At 73.6% G+C, this 11,759-nt stretch carries 10 protein-coding genes; 1 reads left to right on the forward strand and 9 read right to left on the reverse strand.

Annotated features, from left to right (window positions below):
• Positions 1–63: 63 nt before the first annotated feature.
• From CIK81_RS03300 to CIK81_RS03325, 6 genes are all read right to left on the reverse strand, one after another.
• Positions 64–1,302, reverse strand: a complete 1,239-nt coding sequence (locus CIK81_RS03300) for a Dyp-type peroxidase (RefSeq protein ID WP_114304878.1) — start codon at positions 1,300–1,302, stop codon at positions 64–66.
• Positions 1,299–2,054 carry a copper chaperone PCu(A)C gene (locus CIK81_RS03305; RefSeq protein WP_096197011.1) on the reverse strand — a complete coding sequence of 252 codons (756 nt, stop codon included), beginning with the start codon at positions 2,052–2,054 and terminating at the stop codon, positions 1,299–1,301. Before CIK81_RS03305 ends, CIK81_RS03300 begins: the two co-directional genes overlap by 4 nt.
• A gap of 148 nt (positions 2,055–2,202) precedes the next feature.
• Positions 2,203–2,904, reverse strand: coding sequence for a hypothetical protein (locus CIK81_RS03310; protein ID WP_114304877.1), 702 nt, complete (start codon positions 2,902–2,904; stop codon positions 2,203–2,205).
• A gap of 31 nt (positions 2,905–2,935) precedes the next feature.
• The gene (locus CIK81_RS03315) at positions 2,936–3,946 is read right to left on the reverse strand and encodes a universal stress protein (protein WP_114304876.1); all 1,011 of its coding nucleotides are present in this window, start codon (positions 3,944–3,946) and stop codon (positions 2,936–2,938) included.
• A 123-nt stretch (positions 3,947–4,069) separates the two neighbouring features.
• Positions 4,070–4,594: a hypothetical protein gene (locus CIK81_RS03320; protein ID WP_114304875.1), complete on the reverse strand. Its 525-nt coding sequence runs from the start codon at positions 4,592–4,594 to the stop codon at positions 4,070–4,072.
• An 82-nt stretch (positions 4,595–4,676) separates the two neighbouring features.
• Positions 4,677–5,612 (reverse strand): LysR family transcriptional regulator, encoded by a 936-nt coding sequence (locus CIK81_RS03325; RefSeq protein WP_114304874.1) that lies wholly within the window; start codon positions 5,610–5,612, stop codon positions 4,677–4,679.
• Positions 5,613–5,701: 89 nt separating this feature from the next.
• Between CIK81_RS03325 and CIK81_RS03330 the strand changes: the two genes are divergently transcribed.
• Positions 5,702–6,028, forward strand: coding sequence for a hypothetical protein (locus CIK81_RS03330; RefSeq protein WP_114304873.1), 327 nt, complete (start codon positions 5,702–5,704; stop codon positions 6,026–6,028).
• 79 nt (positions 6,029–6,107) lie between these two features.
• Here CIK81_RS03330 and CIK81_RS03335 read toward each other — a convergent pair whose 3' ends face one another.
• The 3 genes from CIK81_RS03335 to CIK81_RS03345 all read right to left on the reverse strand — a co-directional run bounded on the left by CIK81_RS03335 (position 6,108) and on the right by CIK81_RS03345 (position 11,687).
• A complete protein-coding gene (locus CIK81_RS03335) occupies positions 6,108–9,656 on the reverse strand; it encodes a S41 family peptidase (protein WP_114355371.1) in 3,549 nt (1,182 codons plus the stop codon).
• A 79-nt stretch (positions 9,657–9,735) separates the two neighbouring features.
• The gene (locus CIK81_RS03340; protein ID WP_114355439.1) at positions 9,736–10,434 is read right to left on the reverse strand and encodes a hypothetical protein; all 699 of its coding nucleotides are present in this window, start codon (positions 10,432–10,434) and stop codon (positions 9,736–9,738) included.
• A gap of 296 nt (positions 10,435–10,730) precedes the next feature.
• On the reverse strand, positions 10,731–11,687 hold the full coding sequence (locus CIK81_RS03345; RefSeq protein ID WP_114304870.1) for a hypothetical protein: 957 nt from the start codon (positions 11,685–11,687) through the stop codon (positions 10,731–10,733).
• Between the last annotated feature and the right edge of the window lie 72 nt (positions 11,688–11,759).

Below are 11,759 nucleotides of genomic sequence, written 5' to 3' on the forward strand. Positions count from 1 at the left end.
CCGTCTGACGCGTCGCAGCAGCGGCTTCCCGTCGACGCGTCAGACGGCACGGACGGGACGTGGCTATTCGAGCACGGACTGGCCGAGGTACTCGCCCTCGGCGCAGCCGGGCGGGATCGCGAACACCGCCGAGCCGATCGGAGTGGTCCATTCGTTCAGCAGATCCAGCTCCGCGAGACGCTGCTGGATGGGCAGGAACTGTCCGGCCAGGTCGGCCTGGAACGAGATGAACAGCTGCCCGGACTCCGAGACCGCCGTCGACCGCGCGGGCGGCGGCACGTCGTAGTTGTACGGCCTGCGGAAGATCTCCTGATGCTCGCCGTCGTCGACCCCGCGGGCCCGTCGCAGGTGCGAGAACTCCGGGATCACCGCGAAGCCGTTGTCCGAGACCTGCTCGAAGTCGGCGAGGGAGGACTCGGTGCCTCCGCTGAGCGGCGCCCCGTCGGACATCCGGGTGCCGGTGGCCTGCTCCCGGGCGGTGCGGTCGGCCCGATCCCATCCGTCGAGGTCCATGCGGATCCGTCGGACGACCATCGAGGTGCCGCCTGCGAAGGGACCCTCGTCGATCCACACCACGTGCGCGAAGTGGTCGCTGCCCAGCTCGGGGTTCGCGCTGCCGTCGAACTGCCCGAAGAGGTTCCGCATCGTGGTGCCGGGCGCCTGCGTGCCCGGTGAGCGGCGGAAGCCGCGCTGCACCCAGCGCACGGCCGCGAAGGAGCGGGCGTCCTTGAGGAGCATCCGTGCGGCGTGGGAGACCGTGAGGGGGTCCTCCGCGGCGATCTGCAGCAGCAGATCGCCGCCGCTGAGGTCGTCCTCGAGGTCGTCGATGTCGTAAGCGGGCAGCGGGGCCAGCCAGGCCGGCGGCGTCCGCTCCGCCCGTTCCATCAGCCGCGGGCCGAAGCCCACGGTCACCGTGAGGGAGGCCGGCTCGGCGGCCAGCTCCGGTTCGGTGTCGGCGAGGGCGCCGCGGCCCTGGGTGAGCCGGGCGGCGTCATCGGTGAGCAGACGGAGCATGCGCACGATCCCGTCCCGGTCCACGTCCTCGTGCAGATCGAGCGCGAGGAGCGTGGCCGAGGCGGGCGCAGGGGTCTCGATCCCCGCTTGGTGCTCGCCGTGGAAGGGCACGGTGTCGCTGCCGTGCAGGGCCGGGGCGGCCGACGCAGCGGGTGCGCCCCCGTCCCGCAGAGAACGGTCCAGGCCGACCGCTGCGGCGCCGACGCCGAGCACCCCGACGCCCGTCGTGCCGGCGAGCAGCAGCTGGCGTCTGCCCGGACCGGGCGTGGTCGACGGCCGGGAGGTCACTGGTCCTCCCCGTGCTCAGCGTGGCCGGAGTGTGCGTCCTCCGCGTCGTGATCCCCGTGATCCCCGTGCTCGTCGTGCTCGCCCCCGCCGTCGGACGCCTCATCGCCCTCGCCCGGGGCGTAGTTCTCCTCCGCGCCGGTGAAGTCCTTGACGGTCGCGGTGAACGGGTACTCGGTGCCCTCGGAGAACACCAGGGTCAGCTCTATCTCGTCGCCGGGCTGGAGGGGCTCGGGCAGGTCCATGAGCATGATGTGGTCCCCGCCCGGCTCGAGCACGAGCTCGGCGCCGGCGGGCAGCTCGAAGCCGTCCTCCTTCTCCTGCATGCTCATGCCGCCGGAGCCGTCTGACGTGGTCTCGTGCAGCTGCACCATGTCGGTGGCCGGGGTGGTGACGGCGGTGAGCACGAGGTCGGACCCGGTGCCGTTGACGACGGTGCCGAATGCTGCGGTCATGCCGTCGTCGGCGGCCTTCACCCAGGGGTCGGTGACAGTGATCGAGCCCGACGCGGTGGCATCGGCACCGCCGTCGGAGGCGCCGGTTGCTGAGTCGTCGTCCCCGTCGGCCCCGTCGCCCCCGTCGGCTCCGCCGGCGCTGCAGGCGGCGAGGGGGAGCACGAGGAGGGAGGCGAGCGCGGCGCGACGTGGCACGGCGCGGGCAGCAGCGCCGCTGGTGGGACCGGCAGGAGCGCGGCCGGCACTGCGGGCGACGGAACGGGCATCGGGGTGGAACGCGGTACGGGTGGTGCGGGACATGAGAGGTCCTCTCGGAAGGCGCAGGGCGGCCCCGGGCACGTCAGGGTGCGGAGGGCGCGATGCGCGGGGAGCCTGCCGGGGCATCGGGGCCGGGCAGGATGATCGACCGAAGGGCCGCCGGAGGAGCGACGCTGGGCGTCGGCAGGTCTCAGGCGGCCAGGACCAGAGGCGGGCCGCGCCGCAGCTGGGGTGCGGCCACCGCCCGGCGCACGGGGCGCACGGGGACGCCGACGGCGAGGATCCGCGCGGGGGCGGGCAGGACGAGAGCGGGGGCGGAGACCGCGGCGACGGGTCGGCGCAGCGCACCGAACAGGCGTGCGGCCAGCGCGAACGAGCCCAGCACGATCGACTCACCGCGATGCAGCAGCACCGCGGTGACGAGCGCGGCGACCACGTGCCACAGGAGCATCCGCAGATCGCCGTGGCTGCCGTGCAGGGCGTGCTCGGCTGCGGCGCCCACCCCTGAGGGGCCCGCGTGCGCGGCATGGGCTCCGGCGGAGGCCGATGCGTCGGTGAGCTGCCCGCCGTGGCCGGCGTGCGCGCCATGGCCGAGATGCGAGCCGGGCGGGGCGACCAGCTGCACGGAGGGATCGCCCGGGGTGCCTGCGAGGAACAGCCCATGGAACAGGGCCTGGCTGGCCAGCACGGCCGCGGTCATCCGCGGCAGTGAGAAACGGGTGCCCGCGAGCACGGTGCAGGCCGCGACCGACAGCCACCACGGCAGGGCGATACCGATCCACGACGGCACCGCGCCGCCGCCCACCAGGTGACCGCCCAGGGCGATCACGGTGGCCAGCGTCGCGGCGATGCCCCCGCGCACCAGGCGCAGGGGGGAACGGCTCGGGGTCACGACCCTATTGTGCCCCGTTCAGCGAGGACACTCAGCGCGGACGAGCCGGGTCGTGCTCACCGCTGCCGTGAGAAAGCGGGGGCACCACCATCACGGGGCCCTCGGCGCGCTGCAGCAGGGTCCGGGAGACGGAGCCCAGCAGGACGCTCGCGATCCGTCCGTGGCCTCGCGTGCCGACCACGGTCAGCTGCGCTCGGCCGCTGTGGTCCACCAGCTGGGTGGTGGGGTCGGCCAGCTCGACCTCGCAGGTCACCGTCAGCTCCGGGAACGCGGGGCGCAGGCTGTCGTCGGCGAAGTTCTCGAGGTCCGCCAGGAGCCGCTCGCGATGCTGCTCCAGCACGCTCTGGTCCGGCGGCATCGCGGTATACCACGAGCCCCAGTCCTCGGGCGGCTGCATCGTCGTGACCAGCAGCAGCGGGGCCGATCGGTTGTGCGCGGCCTGGGCCGCCAGCCGCGCGGCCTCGCGGCTGTGCTCGGAGTGGTCGACTCCCGCCACGATCGGTGCCTCGCCCTGGAACGGGGCGTAGCGGTCCGCGCCTTCGCCGGTGCCCGTCTCGTACTGCCGGGGGACGACGACGGTGGGGCAGTGGGCGTGCGCCGGCAGCGCGGAGGAGACGGATCCGAGCAGCCGGCCGACGAAACCGCCGCGTCCGCGTGCGCCCACCACGGCGAGCTCGGCCCGCGAGGAGAGGTGGACGAGCACGCCGGCGGCGTCGCCCTTCTCGGCATGCAGCTCGACCTCGCCGGGATAGCCGGCGAGCTGCTCGCGGGCCTCCGCGAGCACCTGTTTCGCGGCGTCGAGTGCGGCGACGTCCTCGGGCACCGCGGGCATCGAGGCCATGTTGACGTAGATCATCGACGGCACCGTGTACGCAGTGACGACGGTGAGGCGGGCACCGAGGCCCTGCGCCGCGCGCGCTCCGTAGTGCAGCGCCTGGTTCGCCTGGTCCGAGCCGTCGTACCCGACGATCACGCCGAGCGGCCTGGCCGCGGGGACATACGGGGTGGTCGGATCCGAAGTGCGGATGTCGTCGTCGTGCATCTCAACCTCCAGTGCCGGGGGTTCCCGAGGGTCGGCGACGACGCCCCCGAGTCGAGTCCGTCGCCGACACCTCCATGGTAGGCCCGCGGGCCGCGGTCGGCACCGGCGAAGGTCCCGTCGTGCTCAGACGCCCGGCTGGTCCGGCAGATCGAGCTCCTCGGCGTAGCGGGTGCGCAGCTCGTCCCAGCCGTGCTCGAGCGCGTCCCTGCCCACGATCCGCTCCTGCTCGACGCCTGCCAGGCGGGCGTCGAGCACCGCGAGGCACACCTGCCAGCCGGCGATGGAGGTCGGTGCGTAGCGGGGCTCGGCGAGCTTCATCAGCAGCGTGAGCCGCGCTTCGTCGACCAGCCACTCCAGGGTGTCGTCTCCCCAGCGGTGGCTGAGGGCGTGGCCGCCGGCCGTGGCCAGCACGTCCGTGGTCACCGGGTCCGCCTCCGGGGTCTCGCGGGACAGCACCGGCCCCACCCCGTCCAGTGCGCGCTCCGGGATGATCGGCGACCACGTGGCCAGGAGCTCGGGGTCCGTCAGGTGCGCCCAGATCTGGTCAGCCGTGCCGGAGAGGTCGACCTCGAGGATGACGGCGTCCTCGGTGAGATCCACGGCGACGGGGAGGTCGGCGATCCGCTGGTCGATGTCTGCTGCGTTCATGGGTGCTCCTTCCGGGCGCGGCCTCACGGGCGGCGCGAGAGACGTGAGGCCATTGTCCACCCGGGCGAACAGGCCCAGGGCCTCAGGCAGAGTCCGCGACGAGGTGCATGAGCCCGGGGATCTCAGCGGCGCGCCTGGCGGCGACGGCGTGGATGCGCTGGACGATGTACTGCGCCGCGGGGTTCCGGGCGACGGTGCGTCGCACCTGGACGCGCAGCCGCCGGCGCGGGGCCGGGGGAGCCAGCGGGATCGCGACGATGTCCGCACGGAGGTTCTGGGCGATCACCGAGGGCTGCACGCTCACGTGATCCCCGGTGGCCACGAACCCGAGCACGGTAGGGAAGTCCGAGGGGTTCACGTCGACGCACGGGGAGAACCCGGCGGCCCGGCACGCGGCGCCGATGCGGTCGAACCAGAACGAGTCGATCGGGTCGTCGGTCACCCAGGACTCCTCGGCCAGGTCCTTGAGCTGCACCGTCGCCCGTTCGGCGAGCGGGTGGTCCGCGCTCACGAGCGCGACGTATCCCTCCTCGAGGATCTCGTGGATCTCCCAGTCGACGGAATCGATGGGCCCCACGCCCTCGCCGACGACGATGTCCATCCCGGCCTCGGCGAGATCCTCGCAGCTGCAGTCCCGCAGGGCCAGCTCGAGGCCGAGATCCGGGTAGGCGCGTCGTACGTCGCGGGCGAGCTCGGGGACCCACGTCGCCGCGATCGAGGTCGCGTAGCCGAGGCGCAGGGTGCCGGTGCGACCGGAGCGCAGGTTGCTCACGGTGCGCTCGAGCGCGCTGAGCGCGTCGAGAGCGGGACCAGACTCCGCCGCGAGGAGCCGGGCATGGGCGGTGACGAGGATGCCGCGTCCCGACCGCTCGACCAGCTCCAGGCCGGTCTCCCGGCGCAGGGCCGAGAGGTGCTGGCTGACGGCCGACGGGGTGTATCCGAGCGCATCGGCGCTCGCGCGGATGCTGCCCGTCTCGACGACGGAGCGCAGCACGCGGAGCTTCACGGGATCGAGCATGGAAAGACACTACCTCTGTTCAGTGATGCTGAACAGAACGGTGCGAATCATCGCTTGTCCTTACGAGAGGGTCGACGCAGGATCGATGCATGGTCTCCGTACTGATCGGCATCGCCCTCATCCTCCTCATCGCCCTCGTCACCGTCGCCCTGGGGTCGCTGACCCGTCTGCTCGCCGCCCGGATCGCCGCGCCGCGCGCGCTCGAGGAGATCCCTCTGACCCCGCTCGAGCGCATCGCGCTGGGCAACGAGATCATCGCCCGTGACCTCCAGCCCGACGACATCCATCCCGTCGCCCGCACTGCGGCGCCCGGTGCTCTCGCGCGCGGCGCTCACGCTGACGCGGCCAACGCGCTGGTGCAGCGCCAGGACCTGGCCGTGCGCTACCCGGAGATCGCCGCCCACGCCCTGCGGTGACGACCGCCCACGCCCTGCGGTGACGACCGCGCAGGGCCGACTGGTGCGCGAGTCGCCCCCGTCGGCCCTGCGATCGCGGTCAGCCCTTCGCGTGCCCGAAGCGCGGCCCCGGCAGCGGCGGTGCGACGGCGGCTGGCGTCTGCTCGAGCAGCGCGAGCGCCTCGGTGACGCCGCGCTCGAGCTGCGGATCCTGGCCGCCCACCCAGGCGTTCGGCGGCAGGTGCACCTCGATGTCCGGATCCACGCCGTAGTTCTCGATGCTCCAGTCCACGCCCTCGAACCAGCTGGCGTACTTCGGCTGGGTGACCCCGGTGCCGTCGACCAGGTCGTAGCGGCCGTCGATGCCGATCACACCGCCCCAGGTGCGGGTGCCGATCACAGGACCGATCTTCATGGCCTTCGAGACGGCGTTCACGATGTCGCCGTCGGAGCCCGCCTCCTGGTTGGTCACCAGCACCACCGCACCGCGCGGCGCGAACTGCGGGTAGGTCCCCGGCGTCTCGTGGCGGGGGTAGTCCCAGGAGAGCACCCGCCGGGCCAGCCGGTCGGTGACCAGCTGCGAGGTGTGGCCGCCGCTGTTGTAGCGCACGTCGACCACGAGCCCCTCCTTGGTGGTCGCCTCGCGCAGGTCGCGGTGCATCTGCGCCCAGCCGGAGGAGACCATGTCGGGGATGTGGAGGTAGCCCAGGCGACCGCCGGAGAGCTCCTCGACCCGCGCGCGGCGGGAGGCCACCCAGGCCTGGTAGCGCAGCTGGGCGTCGTCGGCCAACGGGGTCACCGCGACGCGGCGCTCCACCCCGTCGCGCTCGAGCACCAGCTCGGTGGGCTTGCCCGCCGAGCCGACCAGCTGACCCTGCACGCCGGTCCCGGCCTCGCCCATCGGGCGCCCGTCCACACGCACGATCGCGTCGCCCACCTCTGCGGCCACGCCGGGCGCGAGCAACGGGGAGCGGGCGTCGGGATCGGAGGAGTCGCCGGGCAGGATCCGGGTGATCACCCAGCGGCCGTCCCGATGCTCGATGTCCGCGCCGAGATAGGCCGGGAGCATGGGCGGGTCCGCCTGGTACGGCGTGGCCTGCACATAGGCGTGGGAGGTGCCCAGCTCGCCCTGGACCTCCCACATCAGGTCCTGGAAGTCATCGTCGGTGACGACGCGCTCGATGACCGGGTCGTATCGCGAGGTCATCGCGTGCCAGTCCATGCCGTCCATGTCCGCGCGCCAGTACTGCTGAGCCATGATCCGGTAGTTGTCCCAGAGCATCCCGCGACGCTCCTTGACCGGGTCGACGAACAGGCGCAGGCGCCCGGTGTCGATGACCACGCGCGCCGGATCCTCGTCCTCGACCTTGCGGCCGGCGGGGATCTGCACCCAGTTCTCGCCCTGCTTGATCACGAGGGTGGTGCCGTCGCCGGAGGCGGCGAGCTCGGTGACGCCCTCGGCGAGCACGGTGAGCTTGCGGTCCGCGAGGCTCCAGTGCTCGAGGGTGGGCGCGGGGGCCTCGCCCTCCACGCCCGCCCGCGCGGAGCCGAGCACGCCCTGCTGCGGGTGGCGCAGCCAGACGAAGCCGCCGGTGACCGCGGTGAGGTCGGAGTAGGAGCCCGAGACGACGGGGAAGGGCACCAGGCGGGCCTCGACCGACTCGAGGTCCACGATCGTGGCCGGCGGCTTCGTGGCGTCCTCGGACCCCGCGGGGCTCGACGCGCTCGCCGGATGCACTGCACCCGCGGCAGCCGCTGCTGCAGATCCCGGCGCAGACCCGGCCGACGACGCGGCATCCTGCGCCGCAGCATCCGTGGTCGCCGCGGCGCTCGATCCCGCGGGAGCGCCGGGAGCATCCTTGCCGCTCTTGTCATCCTCGGCGCCGGGGCCCCAGCCGTCCGGATGGGGACCGAAGGGGTCGGCCGTGGATCGCTCCAGGGGGATCAGGAAGGGCCGTTCGGCGTTGACGAAGCCCAGGTCGAAGACCATGTCGTCGTAGACCGTCTCGAAGGTGCGCAGGGACAGCAGCGCCAGGTGCTTGCCGTCGGCGCTGAAAGCGGGAGCGGAGTCCTGGTACTTGCCGGAGGTGAGCGCACGGCCCGTCGGCTCGGCATCCTCGGTGTCCGAGATCATCAGCCGGCTGAGCATCCACGAGTTCGGCTCGGTCCACACCAGCCAGCGGCCGTCCGGCGACCAGGCCAGATCGGCGATCTCGCCGCCGGTGGAGCGACCCACCTCGCGCACATGGTCCAGGCGCGGCGAGGCCGGTGCGGGCTCCGCCGCGGCGGAGGCGTCGTCCGGGGCGGGCACGGAGACCGTGGCCGGGTCGGTGACGCCCCGCAGGGTCACCAGGCGCACCACGTTGTCATGGGTGGAGATCGCGATCTTCGAGCCGTCGGGGGAGGGGATCGCATGGAGGATGCGGCCCACGTCGCCGAGGTCGAAGCGGACCTCGTCGCCGCCGCCGTCCAGGCGGGCCAGTGCCAGCACGTCGGAGCCGACACCGCCGTTCTCGCGGTCCGCGAGCGCCTCGACGTCCGTCACGAAGACGGCGAAGGGCGTGCGGCCGAGCGGCCGCACCTCGCGCAGCCGCAGCCCGCAGGTGCCTGCCAGCAGGCGCGCCGGGCCACCGCGGTGGGTGAGGGCATGCGCGCCGCCGCGCCACTCGACCACGCTCGAACGGGCGTCGTGCACCGGGCGCATGGCCAGCAGGTTCGAGCTTGCCGAGGCCGGGCGGGGCACGCGGGCGGCGCCCACGCCGGAGACGGCGATCTCGACCTCGCGCGGCTCCGCGTCCAGGGAATCCATCGCGAACAGGCGCCCGCGGGAGGTGAACACGATCGTGCTGCCGTCGGTCGAGGGCTCGCGCAGATAGCCGTCCTCGCCGGTGAACGCCGTGTGGGAGGTCAGGTCGGAGCCGTCCAGGGCCACCGACCACAGGTTCGCGCTCGCACGGTCGGTGCGGGCGGCGCTGGGGCCGGGGGTGTCGGAGGCGAAGATCAGGCGGTCCCCGTACCAGGAGATGCTCAGCGTCGAGGCGAGCACGTCCTGCAGGATCCGTGACCAGGAGCGCGCGGCGTGCGCGGAGACCGGGGCCTCCAGCGCCACGTCCTCCTCGGAGAGCCACAGCTTCACGGCGGTGCCGCCCTGGTAGTGCTTCCAGGCGGACTGCTCGCGGCGCCAGGGGGTGGCGACCACGGTGGTGCCGGACGGATGGATCGCGACCTCGCCGCTGCGGCCCAGCGGGAGCACCTCGGCGTTGCCGTCCAGGTCGACGGCCCACAGCTGCGCATCCCGTGCGACCGGGGCGTTGTAGCTGGTCGAGGCGACGATCCGGCCGTCCGGCAACCAGCCGACGACCTTCGTGGACGCCTTGCCCCAGGCGGTCAGGCGCTGGGGAGCGGTGTCGCCCTCCGCGGCGATGACCCACACCTCGGGCCCGCCGGAGGTGCGGGAGGTGTACGCGACCTGCGTCCCGTCGGGCGAGAAGCGCGGGTAGGCGACGGGGGCGCCCTCGTCGGTCAGGCGCCAGGCCCGCCCGCCGGCGAGAGGAGCGAGCCACACGTCGTTCGCGGCGGTGAAGGCGATCGTGTCCCCGTGGACATCGGGGTGGCGGAGATAGGCGGCATGAGCGGGAGTCGAAGGCATGGCCCCATGCTAGGCGTGAGCGGAGACACGTCCAGAAGAATTCTCGCGCCGAGGCCGACGGATCCCGGCCTGTCCCCGCTCAGTCGAGCGCGTCGACGATCACCGTGTTCGCGCGGTGCAGCGCGGCGGCCAGGCCGGCGCGGGTCGCGTCGGAGTCGCCGGTGAGATCGGAGTCGCCGGCGGGAGCTGACTGATCGGCCCGCTCAGCCCCGGGGGCGGGCGACGGGGCGATGCCCGCCTCCTGCAGCCAGTCGGTATCGGTCGACGAGCCGTCCATGAGGGCCTCGCCGTCGAGCACCGGGCGCAGCAGGGCGGCGAGCAGGCCGGAGGCGTCGGCGACGGTCGCGGACCGTTCAGGATGAACCTTGAGATCGGCGTCGCCCCACAGGGCGCCGCGGCCGTGGAGCCACAGCAGAGCAGCGGCCTGCTCGGGCACGTCGCCCAGGTCGACGATCAGCGCGGGCAGGCCGCCGGGCACCTCGGGGCTGCCGGCGAAGCGGTGCAGCGCCACCGCGACGTCGCCGCGGGTGACGCCGGAGGAGGGGGCGTAGGTGCCGTCCGCGAGGGCGGGGAGCACGCCGACGCTGTCGGCCCAGACCATGGCGTCCAGGTCGTCGGCCCCATCGTCCACATCGGAGAACGGGCTCGAGGAGGAGCCGCCGGGGGCCGAGGCGAGCGAGCGCCCTTCGCCGCGGGTGAGCAGTGCTCCGGCGGAGACGGCACCGGTCACCGCGGCGGCGCCGCTGCGCGCGGCCAGCAGCACGGTACGGCGACGCATGCCCCGTTCGCCGGTGCGGGGCGCGACGCGGACGGTGGTGCGTGGGCGCGGGGGGGCGCGCTGACGCGGACGGGGGCGCCTGCCGCCGGTCGCCGTCGGCTCGGCAGCCGTCACCGTCTCGGCCGGCGCGATCGGAGCTGCGGGCGTGACCGGCGAGCTGCGGGCGTGACGGGCCGGCGCGGCACGGTCGGAGCAGCGGGCCCGGCCGGCTCGACCGGGGGCCGCAGGGGCCGGCAGAGCGGGCGCGACGGGCACGCCCGGGCTGCCGGCGTGGAGGCGAGGGGCGGCGGGTCGTCTCAGAGCCATTGCAGCTCCCTCATCCGGCGCACGATCGCCCAGCTCACGGCGAGGTTTCCCCAGCCGTTGAGGTGGATGCCGTCCGACGCGATCAGCAGCGGAGGGACCACGCCGCGCTCCAGGGCGTCCTGCGTGGCGCCCTGGTCCAGCAGCTGCAGGGGCGCGAGCGGCGAGCAGCGCAGACCGTCCTCGCCGGTCAGCAGTCGCTGCACGTCCAGGAAGCGGTCGCCGTAGCGGGAGGCCTGCTCGGAGTTGACGTCCGCGACGGCGTCGCCGGTGAGCGAGCCGCGGGCATCGACCTCGGTGCACCAGTGACCCAGCACCAGGGTGTCCGTCTCCGGGCTGCGGGTGGCCTCCCACATGCGATGGGTGTCCTCGAGCACGCCGTCGACGTCAAGGATGTTGTTCTTGCCCATCCACAGCACCTGGCGGGCGTCCTGGGCGACCTCTGCGAGCGAGGAGGTGAAGGTGCCGCCGGTGATCGCGGTGGAGCCGTCGTCGGGCGTGAAGCACCAGGTGCCGGTGCTGCCGTCGAGCGTCCCCGCGACGCCGTCGACCGTGCCGGGGATCGTGATCGGACCGGCCGGAGCCGGCCCCGGGTCGAGCGTGACCTGCACCCGGGCGGTATCAGGGTCCGGAGAGCCGATCGTGAGCAGGGAGGGGGAGTCCAGGCCGCGCATGAGCAGCGTGTGCGAGGAATTCGTCGCGCCCACACCGAAGGGATGCACGGCGGCCGGCGCGGCGGAGAGGGCGAGGTGCTCGTGGATGCGGATCGGCAGCGGGGTGGCGTCGCCGCCGCCCTCGGAGCTCATCGAGGAGGAACCCCACAGGACGAGGTCCCGGGCGCCCGTGTCGGGCTGGAGCAGGAGCCGGGAGGCATCGGTGCCGGTGCTCGAGGCGGGCGGCGCCGCGAGAACAGGGGCAGCAGGCGCGGCGGCGTGCTGCGGCGTGGGCATCGATCCTCCGTGAGCGGTGCGGAGCGAGCGCTCCGACCGGCACTCACGAGGCCTCATCTTACGGGAGGAAAC

Origin of the sequence: Brachybacterium sp. JB7 (assembly GCF_003335205.1) — a bacterium.
Taxonomy (GTDB): Bacteria; Actinomycetota; Actinomycetes; order Actinomycetales; family Dermabacteraceae; genus Brachybacterium; species Brachybacterium alimentarium.